General features: G+C 66.2%; 17 protein-coding genes and 1 pseudogene. 11 read left to right on the forward strand and 7 right to left on the reverse strand.

All coding sequences use genetic code 11. The features are described 5' to 3' along the window. Positions 1-16: 16 nt before the first annotated feature. Both ACYQPG_RS31440 and ACYQPG_RS31445 read right to left on the reverse strand, forming a co-directional pair. Entirely contained in the window at positions 17-679 is a 663-nt protein-coding gene (locus ACYQPG_RS31440) for a GDYXXLXY domain-containing protein (protein ID WP_461232833.1), read from the reverse strand. Further along, positions 676-2,019, reverse strand: coding sequence for a DUF2157 domain-containing protein (locus tag ACYQPG_RS31445; protein WP_461232834.1), 1,344 nt, complete (start codon positions 2,017-2,019; stop codon positions 676-678). The genes ACYQPG_RS31440 and ACYQPG_RS31445 overlap by 4 nt, the downstream gene beginning before the upstream one ends. Positions 2,020-2,224: 205 nt before the next feature. On the opposite strand from ACYQPG_RS31445, the gene ACYQPG_RS31450 reads away from it, so the two are divergent. From ACYQPG_RS31450 to ACYQPG_RS31460, 3 genes are all read left to right on the forward strand, one after another. After that, entirely contained in the window at positions 2,225-2,395 is a 171-nt protein-coding gene (locus ACYQPG_RS31450; RefSeq protein WP_461232835.1) for a hypothetical protein, read from the forward strand. Positions 2,396-2,487: 92 nt separating this feature from the next. Continuing rightward, complete coding sequence (locus ACYQPG_RS31455; RefSeq protein ID WP_461232836.1) at positions 2,488-3,036, forward strand: hypothetical protein; 549 nt, start codon at positions 2,488-2,490, stop codon at positions 3,034-3,036. Positions 3,037-3,145: 109 nt separating this feature from the next. Then, positions 3,146-3,634, forward strand: a complete 489-nt coding sequence (locus ACYQPG_RS31460) for an SMI1/KNR4 family protein (protein ID WP_461232837.1) — start codon at positions 3,146-3,148, stop codon at positions 3,632-3,634. Between the two features lie 511 nt (positions 3,635-4,145). Here the strand turns inward: ACYQPG_RS31460 and ACYQPG_RS31465 are convergent. Further along, entirely contained in the window at positions 4,146-4,403 is a 258-nt protein-coding gene (locus ACYQPG_RS31465) for a DUF6894 family protein (protein ID WP_461232838.1), read from the reverse strand. Beyond that, positions 4,403-5,116 (reverse strand): annotated as a pseudogene (locus tag ACYQPG_RS31470) (Crp/Fnr family transcriptional regulator). The gene ACYQPG_RS31465 and the pseudogene ACYQPG_RS31470 overlap by 1 nt, the downstream one beginning before the upstream one ends. Positions 5,117-5,393: 277 nt before the next feature. On the opposite strand from ACYQPG_RS31470, the gene ACYQPG_RS31475 reads away from it, so the two are divergent. Continuing rightward, positions 5,394-6,521 (forward strand): helix-turn-helix domain-containing protein, encoded by a 1,128-nt coding sequence (locus ACYQPG_RS31475; RefSeq protein ID WP_461232839.1) that lies wholly within the window; start codon positions 5,394-5,396, stop codon positions 6,519-6,521. After that, positions 6,518-6,763 carry a hypothetical protein gene (locus ACYQPG_RS31480; protein ID WP_461232840.1) on the forward strand — a complete coding sequence of 82 codons (246 nt, stop codon included), beginning with the start codon at positions 6,518-6,520 and terminating at the stop codon, positions 6,761-6,763. Before ACYQPG_RS31475 ends, ACYQPG_RS31480 begins: the two co-directional genes overlap by 4 nt. A gap of 452 nt (positions 6,764-7,215) precedes the next feature. On the opposite strand, the gene ACYQPG_RS31485 is transcribed toward ACYQPG_RS31480, so the two are convergent. From ACYQPG_RS31485 to ACYQPG_RS31495, 3 genes are read right to left on the reverse strand one after another with little or no spacing between them, the layout of a single operon-like run. After that, on the reverse strand, positions 7,216-8,871 hold the full coding sequence (locus tag ACYQPG_RS31485; protein ID WP_461232841.1) for an FAD-dependent monooxygenase: 1,656 nt from the start codon (positions 8,869-8,871) through the stop codon (positions 7,216-7,218). A gap of 29 nt (positions 8,872-8,900) precedes the next feature. After that, positions 8,901-9,269, reverse strand: coding sequence for an antibiotic biosynthesis monooxygenase family protein (locus ACYQPG_RS31490; protein ID WP_340564720.1), 369 nt, complete (start codon positions 9,267-9,269; stop codon positions 8,901-8,903). 1 nt (position 9,270) lies between these two features. Beyond that, complete coding sequence (locus ACYQPG_RS31495) at positions 9,271-9,705, reverse strand: MarR family winged helix-turn-helix transcriptional regulator (protein WP_461232842.1); 435 nt, start codon at positions 9,703-9,705, stop codon at positions 9,271-9,273. Positions 9,706-10,700: 995 nt separating this feature from the next. Here ACYQPG_RS31495 and ACYQPG_RS31500 point away from each other — a divergent pair. The 6 genes from ACYQPG_RS31500 (at position 10,701) to ACYQPG_RS31525 (ending at position 16,793) form a co-directional block, all read left to right on the forward strand. Further along, positions 10,701-11,987, forward strand: coding sequence for an ABC transporter substrate-binding protein (locus ACYQPG_RS31500; protein WP_461232843.1), 1,287 nt, complete (start codon positions 10,701-10,703; stop codon positions 11,985-11,987). A gap of 73 nt (positions 11,988-12,060) precedes the next feature. Continuing rightward, a complete protein-coding gene (locus ACYQPG_RS31505) occupies positions 12,061-12,951 on the forward strand; it encodes a carbohydrate ABC transporter permease (protein WP_461232844.1) in 891 nt (296 codons plus the stop codon). Position 12,952: 1 nt separating this feature from the next. Then, positions 12,953-13,813 (forward strand): carbohydrate ABC transporter permease, encoded by an 861-nt coding sequence (locus ACYQPG_RS31510; protein ID WP_461232845.1) that lies wholly within the window; start codon positions 12,953-12,955, stop codon positions 13,811-13,813. A 9-nt stretch (positions 13,814-13,822) separates the two neighbouring features. After that, entirely contained in the window at positions 13,823-14,983 is a 1,161-nt protein-coding gene (locus ACYQPG_RS31515) for an ABC transporter ATP-binding protein (protein ID WP_461232846.1), read from the forward strand. Next, complete coding sequence (locus tag ACYQPG_RS31520; protein ID WP_461232847.1) at positions 14,980-15,987, forward strand: Gfo/Idh/MocA family protein; 1,008 nt, start codon at positions 14,980-14,982, stop codon at positions 15,985-15,987. The genes ACYQPG_RS31515 and ACYQPG_RS31520 overlap by 4 nt, the downstream gene beginning before the upstream one ends. Continuing rightward, positions 15,984-16,793 (forward strand): GntR family transcriptional regulator, encoded by an 810-nt coding sequence (locus tag ACYQPG_RS31525; protein WP_461232848.1) that lies wholly within the window; start codon positions 15,984-15,986, stop codon positions 16,791-16,793. The genes ACYQPG_RS31520 and ACYQPG_RS31525 overlap by 4 nt, the downstream gene beginning before the upstream one ends. Positions 16,794-16,849 lie beyond the last annotated feature (56 nt).

The following is a 16,849-nucleotide window of genomic DNA, read 5'->3' on the forward strand; positions in this document are numbered from 1 at the left end:
TCCTGGAAGCGGAGCCTCACCAGAGGCGGGCAGTCCTGGCGAAGGCTTTACCGGCTACCGCGATGCCATCGATCACCGCAGATCCGTCCGCGGCCACGCGCACCTCGACGAGAACGTCCCTGCGTGCGGTCCGATCGAGTTTGGCCGGAACGCCTTGCGCTCCGTACCACCGCTCGATGCCGTAGTTCACGACACCCGTCAGACAGACCGAAAGCTGGCAGGTGGCGGGCTCCGTTGGCTCGCCGGCCCTCCTGGCCCGAGTGCCGAGAGGAGCCCCTCGACGCACGAGCGAAGCGGAACCTAGGCTGCCCTTGATGAACGGACCGTCCCCGGCCGGGACCTCGAACGACGCTTCATCCGCCCGGTGCACGCCGTCGGCATCGGGCGAGAGCCGGATGTAGACGTCTCGCCCGACCTCGAGCCTGCAGGTCTCGTGGGCATCGAGGTCGCAGCCAGTCGGCGTCGTACCGGCGCCGATCCCCTGAAGGCGACCGATTTCGTAGGCGAGCACGCTGTACTCGCCGCGCAGTAGGTCTCGCGGGTCTCGGGTTTCGACCGCCAATCGGACCAGGCGCCCGTCGTTCAGCCGCTGCGTCTGCTGCCACGCCAGGATCGCCGATGGCGAGATTTGGATCGCCAGCAGGCCGGCGAAGGCGAGACCGAGAAGCCGGTTCTTCATGCGACCCTCCCGGCGATGCGGCGGGCAGCCGAGCGGCAGGCCACCAGCGCGACGCTCAGGAGGACGGCGCAGAGCAGCAGGTTCCCCGAGAATGCGATGAGGTTGCGGGAGGCGGCGAGCATGGCGATCGTGAGGCCCGCGGTGAGCGCCATCCCCCAGCCGTACAGCTCGCGTCTGTCTTCGAGGTCGCCTGCCACGACGAGCATGAGTGCCGGGACGATGCCGCCCCACATGGTCCAGAAGGTCGAAGCCTCCCGGCCTGCGCCGGCGACGAGCCAGACCAGAAGCGCCAGTGCGGCCGCAGCGAGAACGAGGAGATCGCCCGTGGGAGATGCTGCCCTCGTGGGCGGACGGAAGCGTGCCAGAACGAACGCCGCGATCGCGATCGTAGCGAGGGCGAGGGCGAGGGCCGCCGCGAAGGTCGGCCGCGCAACGCCGAAGCCGAGCGTGCGCACGGATACCATGACGATGCCGAACAGGCAGAGGCCAACGGCCGCGCGCGTCAGGGCATGCGCACCTTCGCGGACGCGCGAGGCCCCGTCTCCTCGAGCTTCGAGGCGGGACAGCACGTGGCCGACGGCAAGAGCGAGCGCTGCGACGGTCAGGATCCGGTCGGGCGGCAGGAGGAACGTCAGACCCGCAGGCGCGCCTCCGAGGTGGTTGGCGAGCACGACCAGAAGCAGGAGGAGCGTGGACTGTCGCGCCGGCAGCCAGCCGGACAGGCTTGCGAGGAACAGAGCCGGACCCACCGTCCAGAACCAGATCCCTGCTCCGGAGGGCGCGTGCCCTCGCAGCGTAGCGAGGTCGAGCCCTCCAAACCCGATGTCGGCTACAATGAGGGCGATGCAGGAGACGACGGCCGCGCCGCCCGAACGTGCGACGAGTGCCGTCGCCATGCCGAGAGCGGCAATGGTCCCGGCGAAGCGCAGGGGATCCGCAGTCACGTGGAAGGTCTGCTCGACCAGGGCCAGCGTGGCAGCCGCGACGGCCAGGGACAGCGTCGCCAACCCATCCACGAGCCTGCCGGTCGAACCTGCCCGATCTCGGACATGCCGCTGCGCGGCGAGGAAGGTGCCCGACACGGCCGCGGCGTTGACGAGGAACAGGACTACGAGCCGGGACGCGGGCGACATGACGGACCAGTTCGCCGCCACGAACGCGATGATGGATGGGGCCAGAAGCAGGAGGATGCATAGAGCCAGCGCGGCCTGCAGGTGGTTGAAACAGCGGGGCGCGAAGGCGTGGGCTGCGATGCGTTCCGCCTGCTCCGGCTGGATCAGGCCGCGTTCCTGCCAATTGCGGAGATCGCGCCGCAGGCGTGCGGAATACGATAGCGGCATGGGCAGCCTTCAAGAAATGCCGTACACCTTGAGTGATGAACCCTTAAAGCTCGGCTGCCGATATCCGATGCGTCTTTCGGCACATCGAATAATGCTTATCGTCGACTGAATGGATTGGATCGCCTTGATGGATCTGGTCGGTCGACCCCGTCGACGCGCCGCCGGCGAAGCTTCCCCAATCCGCAGCGCCTGCTACGGTGCGTCCATGGCCAGCACGAACCCGACCGTCGGCGAACTCTTTAAGTCCAAGGCCGTGACCGCCGAGGACATCGGTGCCGCCGTGGACACCTTCATGGCCGATCCGACGACGACGCTGTTCATGCTGGGCGAAGGCTACGGCGTCGATCTGGCGGTCGCCGTGGCCACGCAGGCCTAGCCCCCCCGGGAGATGGCGAACCCCGAGGCGTCCGACCATATCAGACGGCAGGCCGTTCGGACGGCGATCCTGCTGGCGAGACCCGACAAGACGTGACCTTCCCGCTGCTGATCGCGCACGGGTCGCGGACCGCCGCCATCCTCGAAGGGATGAACGAACGCTTTCCGAACAGTCCGCGCGGCCTGCCGGACATGATGCGCGACCTGACCTTCCGCCGAACGATCGTCGAGAGCCAGGTCGCGCTTGCACTGATCGCCAACCATCCCGACGAGCCCGCGTCCGAGATGGTTTCGCTGGCCCGACTCGCGATCGCGCAGTGCCGTGGGGGAATGCACGAACTCGAAGTCGAGCGTCCGGCGCTTCCGTCCGGCTCGGACGCCGATGGTCTGGTCGCAAGCTATCGTCGTGTGCTTGCCGTCCTGCTCGAGGGAGTGAATGCCGTCCGTCCGTCGATCGACGAGACCTTCGGGGGCATCCTCGTCTTTGCCGGCGTCCGCAAGCGCTATCTCGGGCCACTCGCGGCACTCCTCGTCGTCCGCTGCGGGGTCGTGCCGAGCTCGTCGATCGCCCAATTCGCGGTGGAGGCCGTGCTCGATTGCCTGGCCGCCCCGGTCGACGGGACCGCCGACGATCCTTCCTGAACCCGCCATGCCTACGGCGTTCTCCCCGGCCGAATGGCATCCACCGGAAAGCGGGTCACATCGACGGCTACAGTTTGCATGTCCGGCGGTCGCTCGAGAGAAACCATCCATGAGCGATGTCGAATGGCGATACGGCGGTGAAATTTCACCTCATCATATCGAGGCCTTCGAGGCCGAATTCGCGGTACAGCTCCCGGACTCCTTCGAGGAGGTCGCGAGACAGTACAACGGTGCCATTCCTTTTCCGGGTAGCGTCGAGTTCCCTCACCCGTACTCGCCGCGCGGTCGCGACGTCATCGGTCTGGGAGAGCTCTTCAGCTTCGTACCCGATGAAGACGGGATCTCACCGATCGCGGAGATCAACCATCGGTACCACGAGGCCTACCCCGGCTACATCGTCTTCTCCGAGGCCGGAAACGGCTGGCACTTCGCCTTCGAATACCGGCCCGGCAAGGAGGGGCGTTCGGTCGTCCTCTTCCTGTTCGAGAACATGTCGACGTCGGGCTGCCTCGAGGTCGCGCACAGCTTCGACGAACTCGTTGCGGGTTTCGTGACCGGAGACGACGACGAGGACGAGCCGTCGGTGCTGGAAGCCTGAAGGCTGGTACCGATCCGCGGTCGGCACTAGGCAACGTCCGTGTTGCGAACACTATGAACGGGCCCGAAGTCCAGCGCGGCGAGGAAGCCCGATCTACGCCGGCCGCCCCGGCGATTGGGGTGCCGAAGCGCCGAGTGGTCAAAATCTGACGGATGCTACCCGCCGCGAGGGGCTGCTTCCGACCGAGGATGTGTGAAAACGACAAAGGGGTAGAAGGATCTTCCCAAGAACAACCTGGGCAGCGCCGAAATATAGGCCTAAATCGCGTCAGAACCGCCCTGCAGCGGGGCCGCTTGTCTGCAGCGTAGAGGATTGTTCTACAATTTCGGCAAGCGCTTTCGTTTTCACACAGGCTCGACCCTTTGCAGAAGTCAGGAACGTCCGCTTGCAGGCTGTCCGGTGAGCAGAGACCTACAGCGGGGACGGGTCGGTTTCAGGTGGTCCGCTTCTCGGCGTCAGAGCAGCAAAATAGCCGTTTCCACGCACCTGGCTGGACCAGTGTCGAGCGCGCTCAGTCCCAGTCGCTTACGGGTACGGTGTCGCTGAATGGCACCGTCAGCGCGGGATGATCCGCCTCGTCCATGATCTCGAACGAGCAGTCCATCCAGTCGCGAATGAACGTATGCTGGTCCCGCGCGATCATCACGCGCGCCTGCGACAGGGCACCCTCACGCGCGGCGTCCAAGTCAGCGAACTCCTCGCCTTCCGGATCCACGGCCAGACCTGCAGGTCCGGGCCGATGCCGGACGTTGAGGAAGTAGCGCGGCATCAAGCCTCCTCAATCAGTCGGACGAACTCGGCCTCGGGCAGGCCATAGCTGCCGTCCGTCACCTTCTCCAGGGTCTCGCGATCCAGGATCGAGATGCGTCCACGCCGCCCCTGGATCAGCCCGTGTCCCTCCAGCGTTTGGACGGCCAGGGTCGTGCTGGAACGCTGCGTACCCAACATCATCAACAGGAATTCATGCGTTATCTGAAGCTCGTCGCCGTCGAGCCGGTCGTGACACATCAGCAGCCAGCGGGCGAGGCGCACTTCTATGGTCAGGCTCGCGTTCGCGAAGGCGGTTTGTCCCGTCTGGAGGAACTGTACCTGAATCGAGCGCAGGAGCAGCTTGTGCAGGCTCGCGCTCTGGCTGACGGCCGCGCACAGCGCTTCCGTGGTGATGCTCAGAACCTCGCCCGGACTCTGGATGAACATCTCGTGCGGCGTGCGGTCGGCATTGAGCAGGATGGGTAAAGCGCCGACCAGTCCCTCGCGTCCGACGATGCCGACCTCGACCTTCTTGTCGAAGGCGGCCGTGGTGATCGAGCAGAAGCCGACCTCTGGAAAGAACAGTTGCTTGATCGGGGTGTTGGGCGCGATCAGTGGCTGGCGAAGCTCGGTCTGTATCCTCTGCAGATGGGGCTGCAACAACGCGAAGTCGTCGGCCTACAGTGCCTTCAGCAGGCGGTTGCGGACGCTGGATTGATGAGGCTGAGACACAGCCCTGCTTCCTGTTGGGGCAAGAGCACACGCGGTCTCCTAATCACCTGAGCCCGGATCGACCAGCAGGCAACACCTTTAGTAGTACAGAACATCCGGCGTTCGCAACCCACGAATTATAACAAATGTTAATTCGAAACGCAATTGGCTGATCGGTTGGATACCATACCAAAGGCGATTCGCGTCTTCCATCGACATTAAACCGAGGTTTATAGACTGGGATATCGATCCATGCATGAGCTGAATGATTGAAAGGCTCAACCGACTGGAGCCTTGCATGCCACATATGGCACAACAGCCTGTCGTCCTGATTGCCGAGGGCGATGCTGTCGTCAGCATGGACCTCAGCGACACCTTGGAACGGGCTGGCTATCGCGTGCTCGGGCCGGTTGCCACAACCGCAGAGGCGCTGCGCCTGCTCGTGCAGGAGAAGCCAACGGTGGCCATCATCGACGTGGTCCTGAGAGATGGCCCCTGCACTAAGCTGGCACACGCCCTGCGCCGCCTCGACGTGCCGTTTCTCGTCTACTCAGGCGGGCAGCACGTCCAGCATCTCGGCAGCGAGTTCCAAGGTGCGCCCTGGCTCAGCAAGCCGGCACTGTCCGCAGACATCGTCATCACCGTAAACGAGCTTGTCGCGCCAGCGCCGCCCGCCACGGTAGGCCGCTCCCAGCCCGCGGCCACGGGCAACCCACTGATCCGCAAGTTGGAGCGCTTCACCGCCCTGTCGGACGCGGATCGAGTCATGCTGGCCCGGATCAGCGCCGAGCCTCGCCAGGTCACGCCCGGTACCGACCTGGCACGCGAGGGCGATCCACCCGACGGCGTGTACCTGGTGATGAAGGGCATGGCGGTCCGCCATAAGCTGCGGGCGAACGGCGCCCGACAGATCATGGCCTACCTGGTGCCAGGCGACTTATGTGACCTCGACGTCGCCCTGCTGAGCGCGCTGGATCATACCATCACCACCGTATCGGCCTGCGAGGTCGTGCGCCTGGCGCCCGAGACGGTGGCCGATCTCCTGGCGAACCACCTGCAGATCGCCCGCGGGCTGCGCAAGGCCCAGCTCGTGGACGAGGCGACCTTGCGCGAGTGGCTGGTCAACGTCGGCCGCCGTTCGGCCCTGGAGCGGCTGGCACACCTGCTCTGCGAGTTGCTGCTGCGTCTACGCACGGTCGGGTTGGCGTCGGGCGACAGCTACGAATTGCCGGTCACTCAGATGGACCTCGCTGACACCACCGGGCTCACGCCCGTTCATGTAAACCGCTCTCTCAAGGAGCTCCGCCAACAAGGGCTGATCCAACTGAAGAGCAGACGGCTCAAGATCCTCGACCTGCCGCGCCTGCGGGCGCTAGCGGAGTTCAGGCCCAACTACCTGCACCTGGGAGACCGAGACGCCGCATGAACCTGCGCCTGCAGCCCGTGCACGTTGCCACGAAGAGCGACGACATTCACAGCCAGCTCGTCTTCGCGGACGGCTTCCTCGTTGCGGTCCTGGTCCGCCTCTCCGACCAGCACGACGACGACGCGGGCAAGTGGTTTCTGGAGGCCGGGTTCGGTCGGGTCGATCTCAATCATCCCCCGCTGTTCGCGGATCTGGACGACGCGCAGGCCTGGATCCTGGAGCAATTGACGTCCGAGATGTGACAGCAGCACGACCCAGATCAAAGTCTATTCACAGGATGCCCGCTTCAGAGGTCTGACAGCGGAATTTTGGGTGGTGAAGTGGGCCGTGAGTGGAATGCCTGCTTCAGATCAAAAGGCTGAGGTCCGGTTGCCACCCCCTCCGGTCCTACCGCTTCCGACCCTTCTCTGACTTTCGGAACGTCTGCCTGCCGGCAGTCTGAGGAGCCGCGGATGACCTAATCTGGCCGAAAGCAGCATGTCGGCTTCGGAGAAGGTCGGTCAGAAAAACAGACAGGCTCTAACCGACCCAACCCGGCCGCTCATATCGCCATCGGCGCTGCCCGAAAGCGGCCGTTCGTCAGCCCTCGATAGTTTCGGCAAGGGGGCGTGAAGCCAACCATGCCCCTCAAGTCGGCATCCCCATTCACTGGCCGAGCGGCTCCATGCAAGAAGCGGCTAAGGCGCCGTTTGGTTCACGTCATGAAGGTCCGCCGGCAATATGCGGTCAGGCGCTCGGGGCGGTCGGCAGCGCCGCGATAGGCGATATGCCCATCCGGACGGACGAGGACGAGGGCGGACTGGCCTTCCAAGCCGTAGGCGCCGTGCGCCTTGCCGTCCAGGTCCGACAACACTGGCGCTCCTCCCGCCTCCGAAACAGGACCCGCCAGGACGAAACGGGGTCGTACCCAGCCCCACGGGGCGACGGCCTCGATGGCGGCGCGCAGCGAAGCGCCGGATTCGGTCGACCGACCATCGAAGCACAGCAAGGCCCAGCCCGTCGTCACGCCGTCCGGGTTGTAGATGAACGGGAACAGCGACGTCGTCCGGCCGTCGACTGTCACCTCGGCCTCGGGAGCCCGCTCGCCGACTCCTGGTCCTCGCTGGAGGAGATGGGTCACACCCGAAAGGTGATCCTCGTTGAGCAGGCTCTTCGGGTAGCTGACCGAAAGCTGCTGAAGATCGTCCGTACCCTGGAGCAGGGCGCCGATGCCGGGCACCACCTTGGCCACCAGCCCGAGGGCCACGTCCGTGACGGATCCCCGGTAGACGGTCCGGCGGAAGCCCTTCGCCTGTTGCGCGCTGAGCCTGGCGTGCTCGCCGCCACGCTCGGCATCGTAGGATTCCAGAACGACGGAGGCCGCCTGCCCGCGGAGCACCGCCGCGAGCCGCCACGCGATCTCGACCGCATCATGCAGCCCGGCGTTCATGCCCTGGCCGCCGATGGGCAGGGACAGGTGCCCGGCATCCCCGGCGAGGAACACGCGGCCCCGCGCGTAGCCAGGGGAGACGCCATATTGGAAGCGGCTGTGCGTAAGCCATTGCGGATCGCTTAGCGTCAGGGTCTCGTCGCCCGTGACCTCACGGGCCACCGCCTGAATTTCGTCGAGCGTCGGATCACGGTCGGGCACGCCCGCGTCGTCGGCCAAGAAGAACAGCCGGTGATAGCCCCCCCAGACCGGCATCACGCCGCAGAAGCCCCGCTCGTAGTAGAAGAACCAGAGCTGGTCGGGCTCCAGGGAACGCCGCCAGGACAGCTTGGCGTCGACCTGACGGTTCATCCGCCCCTCGAACCGCTCCGGTTCGAAGTCGAGGTCGAGCAGCGGGCGCGCCGTGCTCTTGGCGCCGTCGGCCGCGACGAGGTAGCGGCAGCGCAGGCGTTCTTCCGGTCCGTCGCCGCGTCTCACCGTGACGGTCACGCCGTCCCCGTCTTGCACGACGGACACGACTTTGCCGCCGCGCTGCATCCGGCCGCCGCGCCCTTCGTAGGTTTCGATCAGGGTCGTCTCGATGACGTCCTGCCCGCTGTAGAGGACCTGCGGGTGGGGGCTGGTGACGTCGTCGATCCGGATCGGCGTCGTCGGCGTGCCGTTCATGAAGAAGTTCACCAGCCGGACCGGGTATGCACGCTCCGCGATGGCGTCGCGCAGGCCAACGGAGGCCAGAAGTTCCTGCGGCCGCGCCCAAAGGTTATTGGCCCGGGAATACGCCCAGACCTCGGTTCGCTCCTCCAGGATCAGGCAATCGACACCGTGGTGACGCAGGGCGCACCCCGTAGTCAGGCCGACGGGGCCGGCGCCGACGACGATGACTTCGGCGTCGTAATTTGCAGTGGTCGCTTCAGATTGCATGGGAGCCTCGGGCTAGAGAACGGAGGGGCTCACGCCGCGCAGATGCCAGGCACGTCCACCTTACGGAACAGGTGCGGGCTGACAGTCGCGGTCTCGGGGTAGTCCGACAGGCGGGCCCGGAACTCGGGGTTTGTGAAGGCCGCACGGAAGTCGGCGACGCTGTCCCAGACGGCGTAGTTCAGGAACACCCCGCTGCCGGCGATGCCGCGATGCAGCTGGGTCGAGACGAAGCCGGGCTGCCGCGTCATGACCTCCGCGTCGGCCGTCCAGGCAGTGACTAGGCGGTCGGCATCGGCGGGTTGGGCAACGAAGGTGTTGATCAGGACGACCGGGCCGCCCTCGTCCTTCAGTTGGTCCGCCAGGGTGACGGTCCGATCCAGCTCGATGAACTTGGGCATGTCAGGCTCCTTGTGTCTGGGGTTCCGCCTCTATAGCGGCCGCCGGATCGGACCCCTCAATCCGGCGCTGCATCTCGCGCAGCAGGGTGCCGGCGGCCTCGAACGCCTCGGCCGAGAGATCAGCAGTAAGCGCATCGGCCCAGCGCTCCTGCCGTGCGATGGCCGCTCGATAGGCGGTGTCTCCCCGCTCCGTCGCCACGACCAGCATGGCCCTACGGTGATGCGGATTGGGTTCGAGGCGGACGAGGCCGTCGGCCCGCATGTCGTCGACCAGGCGCTGAACGGCCTGCCGGGTCAGGCCCATGTTGCGGGCGATATGGGCGACCGGCAGCGGCACGGGCGAAAGCGCGATGGCGCCCAGCACCTGCCACCGGGCGCTCGTCAGGCCGAGGTCGCCGACCAGTGCATCACCGGCTGCGAGCAGGTCCCCGTTCATGCGGAAAACCTCGATGACGAGGCCGGTCCAGGCCCGCCGAAGGCGCTCCTGGTCAGGCGCACTGCCTTTTAGCTTCGTTCTCATGGACACCGATATGGGGTTTGGTAACAGGCTGTCAACATGACAATGTATTGTCATAACGAGGACGACCTAGCGCCGCTCTGGGACGCTCCATCCAGCTCGCACAGCAATCAAGTTGCGGTCGTCGCCCCGTTCGGGAGCTCGTTGCCCTGCTCGGCGGCTATGCCGAGGCCGTGGAGGAGGTCGCACCGCTGTTGCAGCCGAGGTGCCGGGAAACCTAGACGCTCGCACCGGTCATGACCCAAAGGCGCAAATGGCACCGTGAGGTGCAGCGGAGCATCGCGATGGAGCGTCCGCTTCAATATTTCGTCTTCCCATAAGCGGATGGACTACTTTCCACCGAGGATGTGTGAAAACGACAAAGGGGTAGAAGGATCTTCCCGAGAACAACCTGGGCAGCGCCGAAATTTAGGCCTAAATCGCGTCAGAACCGCCCTGCAGCGGGGCCGCTTGTCTGCAGCGTAGAGGATTGCTCTACAATTTCGGCAAGCGCTTTCGTTTTCACACAGGCTCCACCCATTCCGGTCATTCAGATCTCTATAGCCATGCGATCGGATGTTGCTGAGAGCCGATGATCCGCCTCTGGGACGTCGAAGGCCAGAGCCGCCATATCGCTGCTCTCATCGCGTTGTGCGCAAGCACGGAGCATTCATCGGCCCTTGCGCCTCGCTCCTCATCACGGCGGTTCGTGAAACCCGGACCATGCTGGACCATGCTCCGTGTCGAGCCGCAAGGGACTTCCGACGCAGTCGCAGCCGGCCTTCTTAGATCTGTAGGGCCCGAGTAGTTATCGATAAAACGGACGGGTTCAGATGCGTCGTCGGCAAGATCAGCACCGACGTCCGCATTTTTATTGACAATCTGCGATGGGTCCCGGACGATCCGACCCAACAATGATACGGGAGGAAGGTGCGATGCGCAGAGCGGGCACCGGGATCGCGGCCATGTTCGGCCTGAGCCTGATCGCAGCCGGGGCCGCCGTGGCGGCGGAGCCCGCTCAGATCACGATGTGGTCGAACTGGCCCGACGAGCCGGCCAAGAAGGACTGGGTGTCCGCGCGCGTCCGGGACTTCGAAGCCACGAACAAGCAGTGCGCGGTCAAGCTGAGCTTCATCCCGAAGGCCGACATCTACACGCAGGCCAAATCCGCCGTTCGCACCGGCCAGGCCCCCGACGTCTTCTATCTGGAGCCCGACCAGCCCGAGTTCGTGGCGGGCGGCTTTCTCGAACCGCTTGACGGCCATGTCGACTTGGCCAAGCTCGAGGATTGGGCCAAGCCGGCCTGGACCTCAAAAGGCAAGGTCTACGGCCTGCCCGTCGAGGCCTATACGGTCGAGCTGTACTACAACAAGGATCTGGTGAAGAAGGTCGGGGTCGAGGTGCCGCCCTCTTTCCAGCTCACGCAATCCGGCTTCGCGGACTTGGTCAGGAAGGGCGCCGCCGCCGGCATCACGCCCGTGTCCCAGGGCGTCGGCGACCGGCCGTTCCCCGGCGCGTTACTGCTCTTCGAGTCCCTGCTGCGTAAGCTCGGCACGGACGATTACGGGAAGCTTCTGAACGGCACGTTGTCCTTCAAGGACCCGCGTGTCCTAGAGGTGATGACGTGGTTCAAGGGGCTGGTGGATGCCGGCGCCTACCCGAAGAGCTTCGCGACGCTGAAGCTCGGCGAGTCGCACTACTACTTCTACCAGAAGCCGGGGGCCCTCACCTTCCCGGATCCGAGCTGGTTCACGGGGCGCGCCTTCGCGTCGCCCGAGAGCGGGGGCATGCCGGCGGACTTTCCGCTCGGCATCATGCAGTTCCCCGCCATGGACCAGGGCCAGTGCCCCACCTGCAAGACGCTGGCGGTGGCCGGCAGCTTCGTGATGTACGCCCGCGGGAAGAACAAGGCCTGCGCGGGCGCGCTGCTCGACTCGATGGCGTCGGCCGGGAATGGCGACAAATGGGTCGCGCAGGTCTCCCTGCAGACCGGCCTCAGATCCGATCCGACGAAGATCAATTCGAGCCATGCCGCGTATTTCGCCGAGCTGAACGCGCGCAACAAGGGCGCCACGTACTTCTTCGGCACGCCGCTCATGTACTATCGGTCCAAGTGCGCCGAGACGTACACGCAGGTCATGAACAACGCCTTCCCGGCCGGCCTGATCGGCGTGAACGAAGCCGCCGACAAGATGGATGCGGCCTGCCGCAAGGGGAGCTGACGCGGTGGCGGGCACGTCGGCTCTCGAGACGCGGACGGCTGAAGCCTCGGAGAGCGCACCAGTCTCAGGTCGCGTGTCGGATCCGCGACGGGCGAGCTGGCCCGTCCTGATCGTCTTCCTCGCTCCAGCGCTCGTCATCTATCTCGGCCTGACGGCCTACCCGGCCTTCCGGACGATCTTCGACAGCCTGTTCACGATCGAGGGGTCGGAACGGACCTACGTCGGGCTCGCCAATTACCGCGACCTCATCGGCGACGAGACGTTCTGGATCGCGGTCCGCAACACCTTCGTGTGGGCCTTCGTCGCTCCGATCCTGGACGTGGCGACGGGCCTCCTGCTGGCGCTCGCCCTCTATGCCGGCGTCCCGTTCGCGCGCTTCCTCCGGGTCGCGTGGTTCACGCCCGTCCTGCTCTCCTACGTCGTGGTCGCGATCCTCTGGATGTGGATTTACAACTACGACTGGGGAGTGGTGAACGAGGGCCTCCGGGCCGTCGGGCTCGACGCGCTGACCCGCTCCTGGCTCGGCGATCCGAACACTGCGCTGGCGTCCCTGATCGTGACGCATGCCTGGAAATGGGCCGGGTTCAACATGGTGGTCTGCCTCGCGGCCATCCACGCCTTGCCGTCCGAGGTTCTGGAGGCGGCCGAACTCGACAATTGCGGCTGGGGCGCGAAGCTGCGCCACGTGATCGTGCCGATGCTCCGGCCCACGCTGCTCAACCTCTACGTCCTCGCCTTCATCGGCAAGATGAAAGTCTTCGACCTCGTCTGGATCATGACCGGCGGCGGGCCGCTCTGGGCGACCGAGACGGTCTCGACCTACGTCTACAAGCGCGCCTTCAACTGGAACACCTTCGATCTCGGCTACCCGTCGGCGATCGCGACGGTCTGGTTCGGCGTGGTCTGCGCGGCGGTCATCATCCTCAACCGGGTCTTCAAGTCCCGCGATCGGCTGGAGTACTGACGTGAGCGCCGACGCGACCGTGCCTCCGGCCGCCGGGCGGGGCGGCTTCCTGGCGAGCCGGGCCGCCCTCGCGGTCGCCATCGCCGCCTACACCTCCTACACGCTGGGACCGTTCCTGTGGCTGGCCACCATGTCGGTGCGGACCACGGGCGAGATCTCGGCCGACCACTACGCGTGGCCCCGCCCGTTCCACTGGGAGCAGTTCCGGATCGCCTGGGTCGATTCCGACTTCGCCACGTATTTCTGGAACTCGACCGTGGTCGTCGTCGCCGCGGTCGCGGTGGTGACGCTGGTCGGCGCTGCGGCCGCCCACGCGCTCGCCCGCTACCGCTTCCGCGGCAACCGCATCCTCTACGGCATCCTGTTCTCGTCGATCATCTTCCCGCCGCAGATCACCCTGATCTCGCTCTATCAGATCCTGGTCGATTACGGGCTCTATAACAGCCTCCTCGGGCTGACCCTCGTGTACGTCTCGCTCCAATTGCCGCTGACGGTGTACCTGCTGGAGGGATTCTTCGCCCGGATCCCGCAGGACCTCTTCGACGCCGCCAAGATGGACGGCTACGGCGACATCGAGATCTTCCGCCGCATCGTCCTGCCGATCGGCATGCCGGCGATCGCCACAACCCTGATCCTGAACTTCATCCAGCTCTGGAACGAGTTCCTGTTCGCGGTGGTGCTGATCACCGATCCGGACAAGCGCACCCTGCCGATCGGCATCCGGGCCTTCATGGGCGACCACTTCCAGGACATCGGCATGATCGCGGCCGGGGTCATGATCTCGGTCGTGCCGGTGATCGTCGCCTACGTCTTCTTCTCCGAGAAGCTGATCCGCGGCATGACCGCGGGCGCCGTCAAGTAAGGGGCCGGCATGGCCGTCGTCCAGCTGTCCAAGATCTGCAAGCGCTACGGCTCCGGCGGGCCGGTCGTGGTCGACAACGTCGACGTCACGATCGGGGATGGCGAGTTCATGGTGCTGCTCGGCCCGTCCGGGTGCGGCAAGTCCACGACCCTGCGCATGATCGCGGGCCTCGAGACCATCTCGTCCGGCACGCTCTCAATCAACGGGCGGACGATGAACGATGTACCCGCCAAGGACCGCGACATCGCGATGGTGTTCCAGTCCTACGCCCTCTACCCACACATGACAGTCGCCGAGAACCTCGCCTTCGGCCTCAAGCGCCGCAGCACGGCACCTGCCGAGATCAAGCGGCGGGTCGGCGAGACCGCGGCGATGCTGGGGCTCGTGCCCTACCTCGACCGCAAGCCCCAGGCCCTGTCGGGCGGCCAGCGCCAGCGCGTCGCCCTCGGGCGCGCGATGGTGCGCGAGCCGATGGTGTTCCTGTTCGACGAGCCGCTGTCGAACCTCGACGCGGCCCTGCGCGTCAACACGCGCAACGAGTTGATCAAGCAGCACCACCGGCTCGCCTCCACGATGATCTACGTGACTCACGACCAGGTCGAGGCGATGACCATGGGGACGCGGATCTGCGTCATGAACGGCGGGCGCGTCGCCCAGGTCGGCAGACCGCTCGACGTTTACTGGAACCCGGCCGACACCTTCGTAGCCCGCTTCCTCGGTTCGCCGCCCATGAACCTGTTCACCGTGCCGCTTCCCGCCTGGGACCGGATCCGCACGCCCGCGATCGACACCGCGCTCACGCGCTGGACGCCGGCCGCACTGGCTCCGCTCGCCGGCCAGGAGGTGGTGCTCGGCGTCCGGGCGGAGGACCTGCACCTCGCGGCCGACGCCACCGGAAGCGCGGAGGCGGGCCGGATCCGCGGGCGGGTCTTCGCCGTCGAGCCGCTCGGGGCCGAGACGCTCCTCGCCGTAGAGACGGAGGGGGGCGCCGAATGCACGGCGCGCCTGCCGCGGGACACGCGGGCCGATGTGGGCGCGGTCGTCGACCTGTTCTTCCGGCCCGACGCCGCCTTCCTGTTCGACGCGCGGACCACGGCAGCCATCCCCGCGCAGGTTAGGCCCGCGGGCACCGTGCCGGCGGGCGCGGTGTCTGCCGGAGCGACGCCGTGAGCGCCGTCCGGCGGATCGGCCTGATCGGGGCCGGATGGGTCACGCAGCATCATCTGGCGGGCTGGGCCGCCCTGAGGGGCCGCGCCAAGGTCGTCGCGATCGCCGACCCGTCGGCCGAGCGGCGCTTGGCCCGCGCCCGGGCGTTCGACATCCCGCACACCTACGCGGACGCGGGCTCGATGCTGGACGCGGGCGGACTCGACGCGATCGATATCGCGGCGCCCCGGGCGGCGCATGCTGCGCTCGTCCGCCTCGCGTCCGAGCGCGGTCTGCCAATCCTGTGCCAGAAGCCCCTGGCCCCGACCCTCGCGGAGGCGCAGGCGCTGGTCGCCGCGGTGGATGACCGGGCGCGCCTGATGGTGCACGAGAACTGGCGGTTCCGAGCCTACTACCGGGAGGCCGCGGCGTGGCTGCGCGCGGGGGCCATCGGGCGGCCCTTCGCGGCGCGGCTGGAGCTCGTGACGAGCGGCACCCTTCCGGATGCGGCGGGCCTGTTTCCCGCCTTGGAGCGCCAGCCGTTCATGCGCGACGAGGCCCGGATGCTCGTCGCCGAAGTCCTGATCCACCACCTCGACACGCTGCGCATGCTGCTCGGACCGCTGCGGGTCACCGCCTGCGCGACCGGCCGGACCTGTCCAGACCTCGCCGGCGAAGACACGGCGCTGATCCAGCTCGCCGGCCCGGGTGGAGTCGCCGTGCAGGTGTTCGCGACCTTCGCAGCCCACGGCGCCCCACCCGCTTCCCCCGATCGCCTGGAGATCCTCGGCCCCGTGGGTGCGATCCGCCTCCAGGGATCCGAACTGTCGATGACGGGGCGGGAAACAAAGAGCTGGACCTTCGACCTCGCCGCTACCTACGCGGAGTCCTACGCGGCCGCGATCGCTCACTTCATCGATCGCCTGGACGACGGCGCGCCATTCGAGACGTCACCGGCCGACAATCTCGAGACGCTGCGGCTTGTGGAGGATTGCTACCGGTTTGCGAGCTGGGCGGAGGCGCAATGACCGGGGACGGGCCCGCAGATCCTATCTCGCCTCTCCGACGTGAGGGCATCGGAGCGATCGTGGCGCTACTGGAGGAAGACATCATCTTCGGGCGGCTAGCCCCCGGCGCCCGCTTGACCGAGGATGCCCTGATGGCGCGCTTCGGTGCATCCCGCCACTTCATCCGTCAGGCTCTCGTCGAGATGGAGCATCGGGGCGTCGTGCGGCGAGAGCGGAACATCGGGGCGACAGTTCGATCCTACTCCGCCGCGGAAGTGCGGCAGATCTACGAAGTCCGCGAGATGCTGACGCGGCAGGCGATGCTAATGATTGCGCTACCGGCGGAGGCGTGGCTGATCGCCCAACTCGAAGCGCTTCAGGACGCCTACCGCGACCAAGTGGAGAAGCGCGACCTGCGCGGCATCCACGAGGCGAATGACGCCTTCCATGTCGCCTTGTTCAATGTGTGCGGGAACCCGTACCTAGTGCGCACGCTCACCGACTACATGGGCCTGACGTTGCCCATACGCGCCAAGAACCTGGCGGATGCCGATGGCCTTCGGGTCTCGATCGGCCATCATCGAACGATGATCGAACTCTTGCGCGGACGCGATAGCTGGGCGCTCGCGCAGCTCTGCGTTGACCACATGCAGGCGAGCAAGGTCGATTATCTAGCACGCATTGCCAGTGAGGAAATCGGGGGCGCGCGGTCATTGATGGACGCGTCACGCCGCGCGCGCCCGGCCGCGCTCGCGCGAATAATGCCATCAGTGCTGCCCGAGACCTTGGTGTCCGCTTCGGAGCCGTTCTCCTCTGGCCTTGAATGACCGGGATGGGCGCAAAGCCGACGATACGTCATGGCGTGAGCGCGGTTGTTCTCGAA

This window comes from Methylobacterium sp. CM6246, from assembly GCF_054818005.1.